This window comes from Thermococcus sp. CX2 (assembly GCF_012027555.1).
Taxonomy (GTDB): domain Archaea; phylum Methanobacteriota_B; class Thermococci; order Thermococcales; family Thermococcaceae; genus Thermococcus.
This window is the reverse complement of the sequence record NZ_SNUQ01000001.1, coordinates 70,509-86,439: the sequence shown is the minus strand read 5'-3', so window position 1 is coordinate 86,439 and position 15,931 is coordinate 70,509. Positions and strand designations below refer to the sequence as shown.

At 53.7% G+C, this 15,931-nt stretch carries 17 protein-coding genes; 13 read left to right on the top strand and 4 right to left on the bottom strand.

Features of this window, described 5'->3' with window-relative positions; translation table 11 throughout:
• Position 1: 1 nt before the first annotated feature.
• Positions 2-2,698: a DEAD/DEAH box helicase gene (locus E3E23_RS00485; RefSeq protein ID WP_167905605.1), complete on the bottom strand. Its 2,697-nt coding sequence runs from the start codon at positions 2,696-2,698 to the stop codon at positions 2-4.
• A gap of 60 nt (positions 2,699-2,758) precedes the next feature.
• Here E3E23_RS00485 and E3E23_RS00480 point away from each other — a divergent pair, with 60 nt between their 5' ends.
• The 4 genes from E3E23_RS00480 to E3E23_RS00465 all read left to right on the top strand — a co-directional run bounded on the left by E3E23_RS00480 (position 2,759) and on the right by E3E23_RS00465 (position 7,164).
• Positions 2,759-4,534 (top strand): ribosome biogenesis/translation initiation ATPase RLI, encoded by a 1,776-nt coding sequence (locus E3E23_RS00480; protein WP_167906483.1) that lies wholly within the window; start codon positions 2,759-2,761, stop codon positions 4,532-4,534.
• A 254-nt stretch (positions 4,535-4,788) separates the two neighbouring features.
• Positions 4,789-5,502: a DUF4405 domain-containing protein gene (locus E3E23_RS00475; RefSeq protein ID WP_167905604.1), complete on the top strand. Its 714-nt coding sequence runs from the start codon at positions 4,789-4,791 to the stop codon at positions 5,500-5,502.
• Positions 5,502-5,726 carry a hypothetical protein gene (locus E3E23_RS00470; protein ID WP_167905603.1) on the top strand — a complete coding sequence of 75 codons (225 nt, stop codon included), beginning with the start codon at positions 5,502-5,504 and terminating at the stop codon, positions 5,724-5,726. Before E3E23_RS00475 ends, E3E23_RS00470 begins: the two co-directional genes overlap by 1 nt.
• Before the next feature lie 244 nt (positions 5,727-5,970).
• On the top strand, positions 5,971-7,164 hold the full coding sequence (locus E3E23_RS00465; RefSeq protein WP_206205614.1) for a cell wall-binding repeat-containing protein: 1,194 nt from the start codon (positions 5,971-5,973) through the stop codon (positions 7,162-7,164).
• Positions 7,165-7,221: 57 nt separating this feature from the next.
• Here E3E23_RS00465 and E3E23_RS00460 read toward each other — a convergent pair whose 3' ends face one another.
• Complete coding sequence (locus tag E3E23_RS00460) at positions 7,222-8,265, bottom strand: SLC13 family permease (RefSeq protein ID WP_167905601.1); 1,044 nt, start codon at positions 8,263-8,265, stop codon at positions 7,222-7,224.
• A 105-nt stretch (positions 8,266-8,370) separates the two neighbouring features.
• On the opposite strand from E3E23_RS00460, the gene E3E23_RS00455 reads away from it, so the two are divergent.
• From E3E23_RS00455 to E3E23_RS00430, 6 genes are all read left to right on the top strand, one after another.
• The gene (locus E3E23_RS00455; RefSeq protein WP_167905600.1) at positions 8,371-9,201 is read left to right on the top strand and encodes a DUF2202 domain-containing protein; all 831 of its coding nucleotides are present in this window, start codon (positions 8,371-8,373) and stop codon (positions 9,199-9,201) included.
• Between the two features lie 41 nt (positions 9,202-9,242).
• The gene (locus tag E3E23_RS00450) at positions 9,243-9,545 is read left to right on the top strand and encodes a hypothetical protein (RefSeq protein WP_167905599.1); all 303 of its coding nucleotides are present in this window, start codon (positions 9,243-9,245) and stop codon (positions 9,543-9,545) included.
• Positions 9,542-9,733, top strand: coding sequence for a hypothetical protein (locus E3E23_RS00445; RefSeq protein ID WP_240920703.1), 192 nt, complete (start codon positions 9,542-9,544; stop codon positions 9,731-9,733). The genes E3E23_RS00450 and E3E23_RS00445 overlap by 4 nt, the downstream gene beginning before the upstream one ends.
• Positions 9,734-9,810: 77 nt before the next feature.
• A complete protein-coding gene (locus tag E3E23_RS00440) occupies positions 9,811-10,107 on the top strand; it encodes a winged helix-turn-helix domain-containing protein (RefSeq protein WP_068667069.1) in 297 nt (98 codons plus the stop codon).
• A gap of 2 nt (positions 10,108-10,109) precedes the next feature.
• Positions 10,110-10,307 carry a hypothetical protein gene (locus E3E23_RS00435; protein WP_068667465.1) on the top strand — a complete coding sequence of 66 codons (198 nt, stop codon included), beginning with the start codon at positions 10,110-10,112 and terminating at the stop codon, positions 10,305-10,307.
• A gap of 1 nt (position 10,308) precedes the next feature.
• Positions 10,309-11,301: an AIR synthase family protein gene (locus E3E23_RS00430; RefSeq protein ID WP_167905598.1), complete on the top strand. Its 993-nt coding sequence runs from the start codon at positions 10,309-10,311 to the stop codon at positions 11,299-11,301.
• Here E3E23_RS00430 and E3E23_RS00425 read toward each other — a convergent pair.
• Both E3E23_RS00425 and E3E23_RS00420 read right to left on the bottom strand, forming a co-directional pair.
• Positions 11,298-12,170 (bottom strand): type I restriction enzyme HsdR N-terminal domain-containing protein, encoded by an 873-nt coding sequence (locus tag E3E23_RS00425; protein WP_167905597.1) that lies wholly within the window; start codon positions 12,168-12,170, stop codon positions 11,298-11,300. The genes E3E23_RS00430 and E3E23_RS00425 overlap by 4 nt on opposite strands.
• Position 12,171: 1 nt before the next feature.
• Positions 12,172-12,918: a Rossmann-like domain-containing protein gene (locus E3E23_RS00420; RefSeq protein ID WP_167905596.1), complete on the bottom strand. Its 747-nt coding sequence runs from the start codon at positions 12,916-12,918 to the stop codon at positions 12,172-12,174.
• A 67-nt stretch (positions 12,919-12,985) separates the two neighbouring features.
• Between E3E23_RS00420 and E3E23_RS00415 the strand changes: the two genes are divergently transcribed.
• From E3E23_RS00415 to E3E23_RS00405, 3 genes are read left to right on the top strand one after another with little or no spacing between them, the layout of a single operon-like run.
• Positions 12,986-13,777: a class II glutamine amidotransferase gene (locus E3E23_RS00415; RefSeq protein WP_167905595.1), complete on the top strand. Its 792-nt coding sequence runs from the start codon at positions 12,986-12,988 to the stop codon at positions 13,775-13,777.
• Between the two features lie 45 nt (positions 13,778-13,822).
• Complete coding sequence (locus tag E3E23_RS00410; RefSeq protein WP_167905594.1) at positions 13,823-14,230, top strand: cyclic nucleotide-binding/CBS domain-containing protein; 408 nt, start codon at positions 13,823-13,825, stop codon at positions 14,228-14,230.
• 6 nt (positions 14,231-14,236) lie between these two features.
• Positions 14,237-15,748, top strand: a complete 1,512-nt coding sequence (locus E3E23_RS00405; protein ID WP_167905592.1) for a metallophosphoesterase — start codon at positions 14,237-14,239, stop codon at positions 15,746-15,748.
• The last annotated feature ends 183 nt before the right edge of the window (positions 15,749-15,931 follow it).

Sequence of the window (15,931 nt, the reverse complement as noted above, 5' to 3'; positions counted from 1 at the left end):
GTTAAAAATCTTGCCCTTTGTTGGGTTGTTTAAGCAATCTCTCCCACACCCTTATCGCCATCCACTTATCGAGGAACTCATTGAAGGTGCCGCACTTGGGCGAGAGAACGCAGACGGGGCAGCCGTCTTTGCATTCGCAGCCCTTCAGGTGCTCTAAACTCTTCTCCATCAGTTTTTCGGCGTTCTCGTAGAGTATTGGCGCCAGCCCAGCGCCGAACTCATTGCCGTCGTAGATAAACACCACTGGCTTCCCTACGTGGGGTGGATTAGGAAAGCTCGCGTAGCTGTAGCCGCCAAGCTCCCTCGAATCCACGTAGGTGAAGATTGGGGCTATCTTTATCATATTGTGCTCTATGGCGTGTAACGCAGAGCCTACCCCGTCCTTGCTGTCCACCATCTTCTTTATCGCGAAGGCGAGCTCCTCGTCTTGAATGTTGAAGCGCTGGAGGGCATCATCAATCGCCTTCCTGATGTAGTGGCTCGTCGCTCCTAACAGCTCGGGGAAGAGCTTCCTCCTGTCGAGGTTCTCGTAGAGGGCGAAGGCGATGTTTTCTTTCCCCTTCTCCACCGCCACCCTGAAGAACTCGCTGAACTCCTCGTGGGGAATTTCCCGAATCCAGTCCGGGAAGACGAGCCATATTCCCTCGGTCTCAAACTCCCACTCCAAGGGTTTTTCAAACTCGACTCTGGCAAAGCGTTCCCAGTTGAGTATGGAGAAGTCCTCCTCAGTTTCAACCCTCTGGCCGCTTACAGGAGAGTGTATCTTCCCGCGGAGGATTCCCTCCTCCCTGAGCTTCACCAGCTCGGCGGCGTAGTTTCCAACGTCCCTGCCCTTAACCGCAAAGCCCGTGTAAACGTGCCTGACCCTAAGCCTGCCCAGGTGAACCTCGGCCCCCTTGTAAGACTTGCTCTCGTAAACTTCGAGCACCTCGATATCCTCCCTCTTGCTCGCGAAGGTCTCAACGTCCCAGAGGCGGTTGAGTCTCTTGGCAAAGACGAAGTGGAACTTGCCGAGGCTCAATCGGTCCTTCGCCATGTAGAGCTCTCCCCTCGAGAAGTAGGCCATACCCGGAAGGAGGGAGCGGTGGTACTCGGCCGTATCAACCTCCTCAATTACGTAGCCCTTGAGCTTGAGCCAGTTAATGAAGCGGAGAAGCTCGCCAATGTCCCGTTTTTCCACGAGCTTGGCTCTTATCCAGGGCTCGTCTATGAGCAGGAAGAAGCTCTCGTCGCTCGCCGTTCTAAGTGAGGAATAACTAAGAGCTGGCCTCAGGGGCCTGACCTCGAGCTTTCCAGTCAGGGGGTTCTTTCTGAGTGAGGCGAGCCTCTCGATGACGAGCTTTTCCGCAACCTTCCTCTCGAACTCGTCCAGCTCATCCCACTCAACCACTCCGACCTCGGTGAGGAGGTAGTGGATGTGCTTCTTCGCTATGTGCTCGTTCCTCAGGTTGACGGGCATATACTCGATTATGCCCTTCTCAAGCTTCTCGACGAGCTCATCCACGTGCTCCTTGTAGTAATAGTCGAGTCCGTTCTTCCTCAGGACGATACCGTTGATAGCCTCTCTGTCCGCTTTTCTCCCAGCCCTGCCGAAGCGCTGGATGAGCGAGAAGAGGCCGTCCGGTGGGATGCCATAGTTTATCACTGCGTCCAAATCTCCGATGTCTATTCCCAGCTCGAGGGCGTTCGTGGTGAGTAGAACTAAAAGCCTTCCCTCCTTGAAGTCCCGCTCTATTTCCCAGCGGACGTTTTTTGGCAGTGTTCCCTTGTAGGTGCTCGTTTTCGTGAAAACTGGGGAGCCAAGCATGAAGCGCAGGAGCTTCTCGGTGCCCTTCCGCGAGTCGAAGAAGACAAGGGTTTTGATTCCTCTCCCCGCCAGCCTCTCGACGACCGCCCTGAGGAGCTGTCTCTCGTCGAGGTTCCTCGGCTCGAAGAGGATTAGGTACCTCCTCGGAAAGGGGTTTGTGGCCTCTCCCACGACCTCGAACTTGGTTTTGAATATGTTCTCGGCAAACTCCCTCGGATTCCTGAGCGTCGCGGAGAGGGCTATTATCTGGGGCTTAACTCCGAGGCGTTTCAGCCTGAAGGCCAGCCTGCGGAAGAGGTAGGCAGTATTGCTGCCGAAGACGCCGCGGTAGGTGTGGAGTTCATCAACGACGAGGTAGCGGAGGTTCCGCAGGAGCCATTCGTAGTCCCGCCACCGCCTCAGGACGTTGTAGTGGAGCATGTCGGGGGTCGTGAATATCACGTTCGGCTTCTCGCGGAGTATCTTTCTCCTCTCCTCCCACGGGACGTCGCCAGTCAAGATACTCGCCGTCGGCATCTTTTCTGTGAGCCTGAAGAAGTGGAAGGCTTCGAGCGAGAACTTCTCATACTGGTTGTTGATAAGCGCGCGGGTGGGATAAATGAGAAGATACGTTGCGCGAGGATTCGAGAGGTAGGAGTCAAAGATGGCAAGCCTGAAGATTTCGCTCTTTCCGCTCGCGGTTGGAGTGGTTACCACGATGTTTTTGCCGGAGTAGAGCTTCTCCAGCGCCTCGACCTGGTGACGGTAGAGGGTGAAGCCCAGCTCGTTGAGGAGGGCATTTACCTCACGGTGGTTGAACCGGAAATCCGAGAAATCACCTTCCCTCGGTGGAAAAACTCTTACGTGGGCTATCTCGCCTTTGAGGTCTTTGAGGGCCTCGAATATGCTCATGGGTTGAACTACGTCGCAACTTTTTAAAGGCCTTCCCAGTAGGGTAGGGCGGTGGTGAGAATGAGAATCGCGGTCATCGATTATGAGAAGTGCAACCCAGATAAGTGCGGTCACTTCCTGTGCGAGAGGGTCTGTCCAGTGAATAGAATGGGCGGTGAGGCCATAATAATAGACGAAGATAACTACAAGCCGATAATACAGGAAGCGAGCTGTACGGGCTGTGGAATCTGTGTCCACAAGTGCCCATTCAACGCGATAACGATAGTGAACCTCCCCAAGGAGCTTGAGGAAGGCTGCGTCCACCGCTACGGCGTCAATGCATTCGTCCTCTACCGACTGCCAGTCGTCAAGGACGGTATGGTCGTCGGAATCCTCGGGCCGAACGGAACGGGTAAGACCACCGCGGTCAAGATACTCGCTGGCCAGCTCCTCCCGAACCTCTGCGGCGACAACGACAGCTGGGACAACGTTATTAGGGCCTTCCGCGGCAACGAGCTCCAGACATACTTTGAGAGGCTGAAAAACAAAGAGATTAGACCCGTTGTCAAGCCCCAGTACGTCGATTTAATCCCCAAGGCAGTGAAGGGCAAGGTGAGGGACTTACTCAAGAGGGCAGACGAGATTGGAGCATTCGATGAAGTTGTTGATGAGCTCGAGCTCAGGAACGTCCTCGACAGGAACATAGACCAGCTAAGCGGTGGTGAGCTGCAGAGGGTTGCAATAGCCGCGGCTCTGCTCAGGAATGCACACTTCTACTTCTTTGACGAGCCCTCCAGCTACCTCGATATACGACAGCGTCTCAAGGTCGCGAGGATAATAAGGAAGCTTGCCGACTCAGGAAAGGCCGTCTTAACTGTCGAGCACGACCTGGCGGTTCTCGACTACCTGAGCGACATAATCCACGTCGTCTACGGTAAGCCTGGCGCTTATGGTATCTTCTCCCAGCCGAAGGGAACGAGAAACGGCATCAACGAGTTCCTCAGGGGTTACCTGAGAGACGAGAACGTTAGATTCAGACCCTACGAGATACGCTTCACCAAGTCCAGCGAGAGGCAGAGCCAGGCGGGCGAGATACTCGTTGAGTATCCGCGCCTCGTCAAGGACTACGGTGGGTTCAGACTGGAGGCCGAGCCGGGGACGCTCTACATGGGTGAAGTTGTCAGCATCGTCGGCCCGAACGGTATCGGTAAGACCACCTTCGTGAAGATGCTGGCCGGAGTGGAGAAGCCCACAGAGGGCGAGGTCGACTGGGAGCTCAAGGTCAGCTACAAGCCCCAGTACATCAAGGCAGACTATGAGGGAACGGTTTACGACCTCCTGAGCAAGATCGACGCCTCAAAGCTCCTCAGCAACTTCTACAAGACCGAGCTGTTAAACCCGCTGGGCATTCCAGACCTCTACGATAAGCAGGTGAACGAGCTGAGCGGTGGAGAACTGCAGAGGGTCGCCATAACCGCGGCGCTCATACGCGATGCCGACCTCTACCTGCTCGACGAGCCCTCGGCTTACCTCGACGTCGAGCAGCGCTTGGCTGTATCAAGGGCGATAAGGCACCTCATGGAGAAGGAAGGAAAGACTGCCCTGGTAGTCGAGCACGACGTCCTCATGATAGACTACATAAGCGACAGGATAATGGTCTTCGAGGGAGAGCCTGGCAAGTACGGTAAGGCTCTGCCGCCGACGGGAATGCGCGAGGGAATGAACCGCTTCCTGGCTAGTGTAGGAGTAACCTTCAGACGCGATCCGGATACTGGAAGGCCGAGGGCCAACAAGGAAGGAAGCGTCAAGGACAGGGAGCAGAAGGAAATGGGAGAGTACTACTACGTCTCTCCCTGATTCTGTGCTCTCTCCATTTATTCTGCGGGGATTACTCTTTTAAGGTTTGGATATTAAAGTATTCAATTGGTTAATCGGCCTACCGAAACTTTTTTAAATGGGGCTGTCATATGTAATTTTGAAGTTACATATGTGGTGATTCGTATGAGATTAATATTGAAGGCAAAAGGAATGCTCCCTGACAGAGGTTTCCGCATTGAAACTCCAGCAATTCCCACTCTCGGAACCATAAAATGCAAGGGGAGGTGCCGTTGATGAAGTGGAAAGCGGCCCCGGCCTGGCTTAGGGGAATAATAGACCTCGCACTAACGGTTGTTTTTATAGTGATCACCATTTCTGGAATAGCCCTGTATTTAGCACCCTCTGGAAGGATAGCGGATACATTGGGCTGGACTTTCCTAGGGCTTGACAAGGACACGTGGACCAACATCCACACATATTTCGGCTTTGCCATGGTAGGTCTCGTGGCGGCTCACCTGATAATAGGGTTCAAGAGCATGATAACCATGCTCAGGATGGGCTTTAGGAAGACTAAGTGGAAGCCCATCGCTGCGCTGCTGCTCGTGTTCGCCCTCCTGGCAGCGGGGTTCTACGCTTACGGCACCTTGATCGTAGAGGAAGAGAACACGGAAGACACTGAGGTCACCTACGACTACTTGGACTACCTCCCGAACGAGACCATCAACACCACATACACCTACGTTGAAATCACCGGAACGATGCTCAAGAGCTATACGCTACAACAGCTCGCGGACCTCTACGGCGTCCCTGCGGACGAGCTGGCCAGAGTCCTGAAGGAAGACTATGGTATCGAAGCAGAGCCCGACGAACTCCTTGAGACCATCGAGCTCAAGAACGGCCTAGACAGGGAGGTCTTCAAGGAAGAGCTCGCCGCGGCGATTGAGAAGCTCCTGGGTTTAAACAGCCCAGTTGAGGGAAACGAAACAGCTGAAGGAGGTGAAGGCTGATGGGCCCTTACATTCCCCAATATTTTTACTCCGAGACTCCCGGCTACGTTGAGTACGTGAACATAGCCCTGTGGCTCGTTCTCTTGGCAGTGGTTCTGTTCTCAATGTACTCCCTGCACAAGAACCTCGCGGCCATAACGGAAGAGCTCAGGGGAATAAACCAGGCCGCGGCGGATCTTCGGGGACAGACCGCCGAGGTGGAGAAGATACTCGAAGAGGTGTGAGCTCGACAGCGCCTACGGGCTTGTATCATTAATCCGGGAGATGTTCTGGCACTTTTTTCTTTTCTCTTCGCTGATGAGGGCCGTTGAACATAGATAAACGTTGGCTAACGTTTTTTAACGATAAAGGGCAAAATAGTTACGAAGACTGCCCCAAGCTAAACAAGCATGAATTTACACTGACGATTTCGTGAAAAAAGCTTAAATAGGGCCTTTTTCATAGTAACAGTCGAGGTGATGTACCGTGATGTGGAAAAAAGTCATCGCGTTGCTCTTCGGTCTGATGCTAATAACGACCACGTTGGCGTTCGGAAGGGTCTCAGCAGGGGAAACTTCAGTAACTGTTATCCTCGTCAGCGACAACGAGGCAGACTGTGCACTGGCCGAGTACTTGGCCAATCTGACAGGTGCGGTTGTTATAACCACTACGTGGGGCGTTTATGACCCGAACGTTACTGCCGAGATAATGAGCTACGCTCCAGATGAGGTCATAATAATTGGCGGCCCCGATGCCGTTGTTGACCAGTACGTCGAGGACCTCAGGGGCCTGAACATCACAGTTGAGCGCTGGTGGGGCACGAACAGGTACGAGACCAACCTGGCCGTTATCAACAACGCCACCGTGAAGCTCAAGATAAAGTTCGAAAACAGCGTCATCGTGGTTCCGGGCAACGACACTGCCGGAATCGAGGTCGCCCTCAGGAAGGCCTTGAAGGTTCACGGGATAATAATCTTCGCCAACAACAGCACCGACATAACTAAGGTTATGATGAAGATACAGCTCAGGCCCAAGAACATGACCATCATCAGGAGTCACGTTATGAAGGGCGTTGCGGAGAGGGTCAGGGAAAGGCTCAGGGAGGGGGCCTTTGATAACGAGACCCCATTCAACGTCACCGAGGTTGAGGTCAACGTAACCCAGGAGATGGCACTCAAGGCCATCAACATGAGCGAGGAGAGGATAACCACTGCGGAGGAGCTCCTTGCCAACGTGACGCTCCCGGAGCAGAAGGAGTGGCTTGCCGAGAAGATGCTCAACCTTGCAAAGAAGGAGCTTGAGAGGGCAAAGGAGGCCTATGACGAAGGTAAGTACGGAAGGGCCTACGGACAGGCAACGGCGGCGAAGGCCCACGCTGAGTTTGTCATCAGGATAGCCTCAAAGGAGTGGAACATGAAGGTGAAGTTCGACCCGATGAGGAGGGCAGAGATAGCAATCCACCGCCTAGAAGCCCAGATAAAAGTCCTAGAAAAGGCCGGGATCGATGTCTCGGAATTAGAGAATCTGGTTGAGCAGCTCAAGGCCGCCATTGAGAACAACGACGTGGAGACTGCCAGTGCCCTCTTGATGAAGCTGGAAAGCACCCTCAGGGAGCTCTACATGAGCGGCAAGCCACATATAAAAGGCCATAGAAAGCTCCCCGTCCATGGGGGAGCCCCATGACGTTTAATTTTGTTTTTGATCCTTTTTTACTTGCTGTCATCAGGTAGCCAGATTCTGCTATTCAATAACTAGATACAGGATGATCCCCAGCAGGAACAATGAAAAGCTGTAGAGATGGAACCGTATCAGATATTTCCTTTCTTTATTTCTGTGGGATGAGTATATGCGGTAGGAGATTAGGTTTGCAAGTGAAGCGATAAGCGTTCCGAATCCACCGACATTCACTCCCCAGAGGAGGGCTTTCCAATCGGACGTGAAGTCAGCAATGAGCAGTGCTGAGGGGACGTTGCTCATTATCTGACTGAGGAATGCGGCAGTGAAGAATGTTTGGTGAGAGGACTCCAGCTCAAATCTCAGAAGGTGGGAGACGTTGTCCGTGAAGCCGAAGAACGCCAGAAAAGTGCCGAGAAGGAAGTAATCTACCCTGAGGCTCCTCCTATCGAAAAGGAGGGCGTAGCCCAAAACTATAACGCCGACCCACAGGGGGACGATCTTCAAGACTGCAGCTATGAACAGGAAAAACATCCCCACGTATATCCATCCCTCCCGAGACGGCTTCCCAGGGAACTCAACCTCAGGAGTGGCCCTCACCCTAAGACTCAGGAGGAGTATAACAAGAGACGTCACCAAGACGAAGGGGAGTATAGTGTGGACGAAATCGGCGGGTGAAACGTTGTAGTGGTAGTAGATAAAGAGGTTCTGGGGATTGCCAAAGGGCGTCAAAGCTGAGACGGCGTTAGCCATTAGCGTCTCCAAAATAACAACTAGGGCGGCGTCTTCGAAGTCTATGGCAAGAGTAAGTGGAACCATCGTTATTAGGGCGACATCGTTGGTGACAAAAATCGAGAGAATCCCGGTTATTGCAACGAGCTTAACCGCCCCCCAGTTCCCCTGAAAGTTGGCCGCCAAGAACCTGAGGACGTTCTCGCGCTGTAGGCCGTTGACAATGACCAGGAACACGAAGAGTGTGAAGACAACCTGAAAGTCGTCGGTGGAGTAGTGGGGGATTCTCTGTGCCACAAAGGAAGTCAGGACTAGGCCAGAGACCGAGAGAGAAAACAACCACTCCTCGATGAGTATTTTCTTCAGCTTGAGCCGCATGATGTATGGGCCCAAGGCTACGTTTTTAACTGTATCTATACCGAAAACTTTATAAAGTCCCCAACATATGTAATATTAGACTTACACATGGAGGGGGCTGAGAACATGAGAAATATGAAGTTGTTTGGAGTTGGGCTCCTCGCCCTGCTGGTTGGAATGACCTTTGGAGCGGTCGCGGCAATGCCGAGCTGGGCCGGTCCAAGGATGCCGGTCCAAGAGACCGCGCCCCTCGTGGACAGCACACTCACCACTTACTACGCTGACCTGAGCCAGGAGGAAATAGACGGCCTACTTTGGATGAGAGAAGAGGAGAAGCTCGCCAGGGACGTCTACCTGACGTTCTATGAGATGTATGGACTGCCAATATTCTACAACATAGCCCAGAGCGAGCAGACGCACACTGACACCGTGCTTGCCCTGATAGAGAAGTACAACCTTACCGACCCGGCCACCGACGAAATAGGCGTCTTCACGAACCCGGAGCTTCAGGCCCTCTACGACCAGCTCGTCGAGATGGGCAGCCAGAGCCTCATCGACGCCCTCAAGGTGGGGGCATTGATAGAGGAGACCGACATAGCTGACCTGGAGGAGTGGACTGCGAAGACCGACAACGCAGACATAATCCAGGTCTACGAGAGCCTCAAGGCAGGTAGCGAGAACCACCTCAGGGGCTTCGTGAGCGTGCTCGCGAACTACGGGGTAACATACGAGCCGCAGGTGGTCAGCGAGGACTACTACAAGGAGGTCATCAGCTCGGCAAACAGCCACGGCTTTGGCAACCCGATGGGCGACGTTGTCAGGGGCCACGGAATGTGGGAAAGCGCCGCGCAGGAGCCGGTTCAGGATACTGGAATAATTGACGGCATCATCAACACCTTCAGGAACACTTGGAACTGGATGGGGGGCTTTGCCCACAGGATGGGCTTCGCCATCTGAAGCTTTCCTTCTTTTTTTATAATCGAATCGGAGGTTTAGATATGGAGGCCAAAGTTTGGCACTTCGTTGAGTTCGGGGAGTTCCCGGTTGAGGAGATAGATGTGGAGGAAGTTAAGGACGACGCTCTAAAGCTGCTCAGGCGCGTGAGGGTCGAGATGTACGAGACCTCAAGGGGAACCGTGATGAAACTGCTCGATGAGTACGGAAACTACATCGGAAAGGTCGTAGGTGGGTGCTCCATTGAAAAGCTCACCATTGGAAGCGCCTACCAGACTCCGTTTGGGGTCAAAGTAACGCTCGACTGCGGCGAAACAATCGTTGGATGGCTCTATCTGGAGGGATGAAAATGCCGAGGGGATTTGGAGGACCGATAATGAGGGGCCCCATGTTTGGAAGGCGGGGATGGGGCTTTGGCTGGATGTGGTGGGGCTTTGGAATATTTGCAATATTTTTCATATTTGCGCGCTTAGCGTTCCTGTTCCTGCCCCTCCTCCTGCTGGGGGCGTTGCTTTACGCCCTCCTGAAGCGCTGATTTCGAAAGCTTTTTATTTTTCTTTCCCAACTTATGTAAGGACTTCCTGTCCTATGGAAGGCCAGGCGTGATGAAAAATGGTCGAGAGCATCCAAGAGCTGGCAGTGATCGCGGAAGCCCTGAGTTCTCCAATCAGGGTGAAGATACTCAAGATGCTCTGCGAGAAGGAGTGGTACGTTTACGAGCTCGCCAAGACCTTAGGGATTTCTCGTCAGCTGCTTTATCTCCATCTTAAGAAGCTGGAGAAGGCCAACCTCGTTGAGAGCGAGCTCCGCCTGGAGCCGAACGACCCAAGGGCAAAGAAGTATTACAAAGCAAAACCCTTCAAGCTCATAATCGATAACGAGATTGTGAAAAACCTGAAGGAGGTGTGATGATGCCGTACAGCTCGACTCCGAGCGGATGGATATCTATAACCCTCGGGCTGATCCTGATAGCGATAATGGTCTTCGCCTTTTACCAGATGAACAAGACGCTGGGTGAGCTGAAGCTCGAGCTGGCAAACCTGCGGAACACTCTGGAGGAGACCAAGAGACACACCGAGGAAGTCAAGAAGAAGCTCGAGGAAGTCTGAAATGCTGCCGCCAGGCAAAATTCCCCCAGAAAAACTCAGGGAGATAGTGTTCAACCGCCTGGGAGCCCCAGGCGAGAGGGTTATAATTAAATCAGACCTCGGGGTAGATGCCACTGCAATCGATTTCGGTTCTTCCGTTTTGGTTGCCTCCACTGACCCGATAACCGGGGCCGAGGAGAGAATAGGCTTCTATGCGGTTCACATCAACGCGAACGACGTTGCGACCTTCGGCGCCAAGCCCAAGTGGTTTTTAGTTTCTATCCTCCTCCCCGAAAATGCCGACGAGGCCTTGCTCGCCAAGATTATGAACGAGCTCCACGAGAGCGCCGAAAAGCTTGGCGTGGCGATAGTCGGCGGCCACACGGAGGTCACTCCGGGCCTCCACAGGCCGATAGTGGTCGGCACCATGCTTGGGGAGGTTTCGAAGGAGAAGCTCGTAACCTCAAACGGTGCCAAACCAGACGATGCCATAATCCTCACCAAGTGGGCTGGTTTGGAGGGCACCTCCATCATAGCGAGCGAGCGTGAGGAGGAACTGGTAAAGGTCTTCGGGAGAGAGTTCGTCGAGAGGGCCAAGTCCTTCATCTCGATGATAAGCGTCGTTGAGGACGCCCTCACGGCCAACGAGGTCGGCGTTGATGCAATGCACGACCCCACCGAGGGCGGAATAACCAACGGCCTCCACGAGATGGCAGACGCTGCCGAACTTGGCTTCCGCGTTTACGCAGAGAAGATCCCGATAAGGGAAGAAACGCTGAAAATCTGTGAGTTTTACGACCTCAATCCGCTCGCCCTCATCAGCTCAGGTGCGCTTATGATAGCCGCTCCCAAAGAAAAGGCCGAGGGTATAATCTCCGCCCTCAAGGGGAAGGGCATAAACGCCTCGGTAATCGGGGAGTTCCTGGAAGACAAAGACTCAAGGGTAATAGTTGAGAACGGAAGGGAAAGGCCCCTTGAGAGGCCGGAGAGCGACGAGCTCTGGAAGATCGTCTAAAGCTCTACGGAAATCCTTAGCTTTTCTTCCTCCTCGAGCTTCTTCAGAATTTCAAGGGCGGTTCTGGGGCTTATTGTCATCGCCCTTATGTGTTCGTAGGCTTTCCTGATTTCTTCCCTCTGGGGGCCATGGGAGTTCTTTTCCATGTAGAGCAGGACCGCGAGCAGGACGCCTTTAATGCTCCTCTCGGGCAGTGGGAGGAGCTTCCAGCCGTTGTCATAAACGTAAGCTGCCTTGGGCGCCTCCGTCCCGGTAAGATCCTCGACGGGAACGAGGTTCGTACCTCCCTTGGAAGTTAAATACTCGATGAGCATCTCTTCCGAATAGCCCTCTTTCCTCAATCCTGCAAAGCTCAGCTCGAGGGCTTTAAGGAGCGATGCCAGCCTTTCAATGTCCCTGATACGGGACTTCGACAGAAGAGAGAGCTTGAGAACAACCTTGTTCAGGGGCTCCTCCTCGATGTTGGTGATAAGAAGAACCCTATCGCTCAGCCTCGAGCCTTCCTCAAAGGCCTTTAGGGCTATCCAAACGGCCCCGTTCGTCAGTATGCCATACCTCACGCCCGAGTTGAAGCAGTAGCGACCGAGCTGTCTGAGCGGCTTATCATTCTTGAGGATGTTCACACCGAGGTTCTTGGCCTCAACGTAGGCGAAGACGTTACCATCGAGGATGAGGGCATAATCGGCCCTTCCGTCCTCGGTCCTCTCCTCCGGTCTAACTTCCTCGGGGTTGTTCCAGTCCCAGCCAAGGGCCTGAAATATCTCCCCGATTAGATGCTGCTTTACAGCCTCTTCGTTCTTCTCGTAGAGAGATCTGTGAGCGCGCACCTTCTTAGCAACGCTGATAATGGCTTTTCTAAGCTCTTCCATATCACCCACCGACCCGAATGATGTACTTCCTGCTACCCGCCTCAAAACCCCTGAAGGAACCAAGCTTGAGCTTCATCAAGGCCATATCGATGTCCATAACTTTCATGGCGGCTAGATGAGTAACTCCACTTCCCCTGAGGAACTCTGGCAGGAGCTGGGCAGTCGGTCCCGTGAGGACGAAAAGCCTAGCCCGCTTTGCCCTGTCGAGCATCATCTCAAGGGTCCCGTTCAGGATGGCTGAACCGCTCGCTATCACCGCGTCGACCTCTGGCAGAAGCCAGTACTCGAGGGCATCGCTGAGAGTGTTCCTGTCCCAGAGCTTCGGATTCCGCTCGAAGACATAAACATCAAAGCCCCTCTCGCGGATAGTCCTCACCACGGGAGGCATGTTGCCGATGACGGCGACCTTTTCAAAGCTCTCATCCAGAAGCTCGACCACGTCCAAGTTCGGCGCATTTGAGACGTCGATGTAGTATTGAGAAACCGCGTTTATCGCCGCCAGGGCAAGCGTTCGCTCGATGACGTTGAGGCTGTCCGCCTTTTCGATGAAAACCTCTAGAGAAGGCTCCTCAATCGAAGTCCTGTAGGTGCCCACTTCCTCGGGGAGGGTCATTGCCACACCGAGGGCCCTTCCGCGCTCTCCCTCTATGAGGACGTAGGTGTATGGCAGGGCGAAGGAGAAGTCGATGATTCTGAAGTCTTCCTCCACCAGCTTAAGAGCTTTCCTCTTTATTTCCCTCAGCAGCATGGAAACCTCTACACTTTGAGACCTAAAAGCTTTTGGGGTTCTGGGGGAACTCAGTGTGGTGAGCAGAATGTGCCGCATACTGTTTGCAGCTGGAGACGGGAAGAAGATCAAACCCCTCGTCGATGCGATAGTCAAAGCCTCGGAGAATGACCCGTATAAGGAGCGTAGGGGAAATGGAAGACAGCACAGGGACGGTTGGGGCTACGTCCTGGTGAGAGACGGAAGCGTGAGGCACTACAGGAGCATGAAGCCAATATTTGAGGACTCTTCTGCCGTCGCGTCCCTAAAGGATGCCCTCGAGGGCTTCTCCGTTCTGATGGTTCACACGAGGGCAGCCAGCCAGGGGGCTAAGAACCTCTTCAACGTCCAGCCCTTCGCCTTCTCAACGAGACGGGGCTTCAGCTTCTGGCTACTTCACAACGGAGACCTCGAAAAGGAGAAGATAATCGAGCTCGCCGAGCTGGACGAGAAAGACCTGAGGAACGCCTCCGACAGCTACACCTTTGCCGTGTACCTCTGCAGGAGGCTCCCGAGTCCCAAACTGGAGGATGTTCTCGTCCACTACCGCGTAATCGAGGAGACCACTAAGAGTGTCTTCAACACGATGACACTGTTCCAGAACTCCGAGGGAGAGTTTACGGCATTTATAACGGCTAAGATGGCCGAGAAACTCCTCCAAAAGCCCGAGCGGTTCGACTACTCCAAGCTCCTCCTTCTGAGGGAGGAGAACCTATTTGCCGTGGCTTCCTCAACGCTGGAGCTCTATCACGAAGCCGAATACGAGGTCATCCCCAACGAGACAGCCTTCTACCTGCGGATTTCTCATGAGGATGTCAGCGTTGAGACCGTTCATCTGTGATAAGGTTATATAGAAAGTCCTCCCACTTTTCTTTTGGGTGGTGATATGGAGGGGAAGGCTCCGATTAAGGTCTACATGACGAGAAAGCTCATCGGCGTCGCGCCCGACGATACGGTGAAGCGGGCCTGCGAAGTGATGGTCGAGTTCGACATCGGCTCCCTTGTGGTAGTGGAGGAGGGACGGGTCATCGGCTTCTTCACCAAGAGCGATATAATAAGGCGCGTTGTGATTCCCGGCCTTCCGAACACGACACCGGTGAAAGATATAATGAGCCCCGAGCTCATAGCGGTGGACGCAAACACCCCGCTCAGGGAAGTTCTCGATCTTATGGCCAAGAAGGGAATAAAGCACATGCTCATCGAGGAGGAAGGCAAGATAGTGGGCATCTTCAGCCTGAGCGACCTTCTCACCGCAAGCAGAAGAAAGCTCGAAACTGCCATAGCCGCGGAGTGATGGGCGATGATTCGAATAGCCCACATAAGCGACACGCACATAACCAGCGACTCTGCATACAAGGGCTACGCCTACGACCTCATAGTGAGCGAAATCAACAGGGGAAACTTCGACTTCGTGATCCACACGGGCGACGTCACCAATCAGGGACTGCGCGAGGAGTATGAACGGGCATCATACGAACTGAAGAAGATTCAGAAACCTCTGGTCGTCATCCCTGGAAACCACGACGTCAGAAACGTCGGTTATGAGCTCTTCCAGAAGTTCATTGGGCCTCTGAACGGCGTTTTTGAGTTCGATAATGGTGTCGTTATCTGGGTCGACTCGACGATTCCAGATTTGAGCGACGGCAGGGTCGGCGGCTATAAGTTCAAGTGGCTGAAAGCAAAGCTGGAGGAGTACTCCAAAAGGAAGTTCAAAATCATTGCTGCCCACCACCACATCGTCCCTCTGCCCGACACAGGGCGTGAGAGGAACGTGCTCTTCAACGCCGGCGACGTCCTCGATTTAATGCTCAGGCACGAGGTCAGCCTCTACACGTGCGGCCACAAGCATGTACCCAACGTTTACAGGGTTGAGGACATGGTAGTGGACAACGCGGGCTGCACCTCCTGCAGGAAGACGCGCAAGGGTGACGTGAACAGCTACAACATCATAACCCTTCACGATGACGGAAGGATCGAGGTTACTATAAAGCGCGTTACCGGAGAGGAGGCAAAGAAAGAGCACGAACCTGTAAGGCCAAAGATTTTCGTCCCCAAGGAGAAAAGGCTTTTCAGGATAGTCCAGCTCAGTGAGAGCAACGTCTCGGACAGGGTTTACTTCAGGAGAAAAGTGCTCGAAAACGCCATAAGAACGATAAACGAGCGCATAAAGCCAGACCTGGTGATCCACTGCGGCGATATCGTGGATATGGGGATAGAGAGGTACTACGAAAAGGCCTACGAGTTCTACGAGAAAATAAAAGCCCAGAAGCTCGTCGTTCCCGGCCACAATGACATAACATATCTCGGCTACGACCTCTTCAGAGAGTATTTCGGCGACCCGAAGATCCTCGAAATCGGGAGATTCACCTTTATTCCGGTGATAAGTGCCCAGTACGAGACACCGATCGGGGTTGTGGGAAGGATAGGACAGAGGATTATAGCCAAACACCTTGAGGAGTACCGCGAGACGTTCACGGTGGTGGTTATGCACCACAACATCGTGCCCATTCCGCGGAGCAGAGAGATGGGCTTCCTAGAGGATGCCGGAGACGTGCTAAGGATGCTGACAAGAGAAAAGGCCAACCTCGTTCTGACTGGCCACGGCGGCAACTCCTTCGGTATAAAGGTGGAGAATACACCCATAGTCAACGCCGGCTCGGTAAGCTGGGAGCTCCACAGGAACCCCTACGGGAACACCTTCAACCTCATAGACATATACCGCGACATGGTGGTGGTCTTCGAGGTACAGGCAACGTGGGGTTCAGGCAGACTGCTGGGGATGTGGAAAATAAAAGAGCCCTTCAACCCTTAATAACTCCGTCAAGTCTTACCCACCAGTGCGGGACGGGAATCCTCCGGACAGGCCCTTTAAAAGCAAAAACCTTTCGAGACTGTCTCCTCGGGGCTGGTTCCCAAAATTGGTGGCGGGGGCAAGTAGATCCCCCGCAAACCGATGAAGCACCCTGAAGGGGAATTATGACGCCCGAGGGGAACC

What these genes read in the sequence shown, in the direction of transcription:
- E3E23_RS00485 (WP_167905605.1), bottom strand. Translation starts at nt 2,698, where the DNA reads ATGAGCATATTCGAGGCCCTCAAAGACCTCAAAGGCGAGATAGCCCAC.
- E3E23_RS00480 (WP_167906483.1), top strand. Translation starts at nt 2,759, where the DNA reads ATGAGAATCGCGGTCATCGATTATGAGAAGTGCAACCCAGATAAGTGC.
- E3E23_RS00475 (WP_167905604.1), top strand. Translation starts at nt 4,789, where the DNA reads ATGAAGTGGAAAGCGGCCCCGGCCTGGCTTAGGGGAATAATAGACCTC.
- E3E23_RS00470 (WP_167905603.1), top strand. Translation starts at nt 5,502, where the DNA reads ATGGGCCCTTACATTCCCCAATATTTTTACTCCGAGACTCCCGGCTAC.
- E3E23_RS00465 (WP_206205614.1), top strand. Translation starts at nt 5,971, where the DNA reads ATGTGGAAAAAAGTCATCGCGTTGCTCTTCGGTCTGATGCTAATAACG.
- E3E23_RS00460 (WP_167905601.1), bottom strand. Translation starts at nt 8,265, where the DNA reads ATGCGGCTCAAGCTGAAGAAAATACTCATCGAGGAGTGGTTGTTTTCT.
- E3E23_RS00455 (WP_167905600.1), top strand. Translation starts at nt 8,371, where the DNA reads ATGAGAAATATGAAGTTGTTTGGAGTTGGGCTCCTCGCCCTGCTGGTT.
- E3E23_RS00450 (WP_167905599.1), top strand. Translation starts at nt 9,243, where the DNA reads ATGGAGGCCAAAGTTTGGCACTTCGTTGAGTTCGGGGAGTTCCCGGTT.
- E3E23_RS00445 (WP_240920703.1), top strand. Translation starts at nt 9,542, where the DNA reads ATGAAAATGCCGAGGGGATTTGGAGGACCGATAATGAGGGGCCCCATG.
- E3E23_RS00440 (WP_068667069.1), top strand. Translation starts at nt 9,811, where the DNA reads ATGGTCGAGAGCATCCAAGAGCTGGCAGTGATCGCGGAAGCCCTGAGT.
- E3E23_RS00435 (WP_068667465.1), top strand. Translation starts at nt 10,110, where the DNA reads ATGCCGTACAGCTCGACTCCGAGCGGATGGATATCTATAACCCTCGGG.
- E3E23_RS00430 (WP_167905598.1), top strand. Translation starts at nt 10,309, where the DNA reads ATGCTGCCGCCAGGCAAAATTCCCCCAGAAAAACTCAGGGAGATAGTG.
- E3E23_RS00425 (WP_167905597.1), bottom strand. Translation starts at nt 12,170, where the DNA reads ATGGAAGAGCTTAGAAAAGCCATTATCAGCGTTGCTAAGAAGGTGCGC.
- E3E23_RS00420 (WP_167905596.1), bottom strand. Translation starts at nt 12,918, where the DNA reads ATGCTGCTGAGGGAAATAAAGAGGAAAGCTCTTAAGCTGGTGGAGGAA.
- E3E23_RS00415 (WP_167905595.1), top strand. Translation starts at nt 12,986, where the DNA reads ATGTGCCGCATACTGTTTGCAGCTGGAGACGGGAAGAAGATCAAACCC.
- E3E23_RS00410 (WP_167905594.1), top strand. Translation starts at nt 13,823, where the DNA reads ATGGAGGGGAAGGCTCCGATTAAGGTCTACATGACGAGAAAGCTCATC.
- E3E23_RS00405 (WP_167905592.1), top strand. Translation starts at nt 14,237, where the DNA reads ATGATTCGAATAGCCCACATAAGCGACACGCACATAACCAGCGACTCT.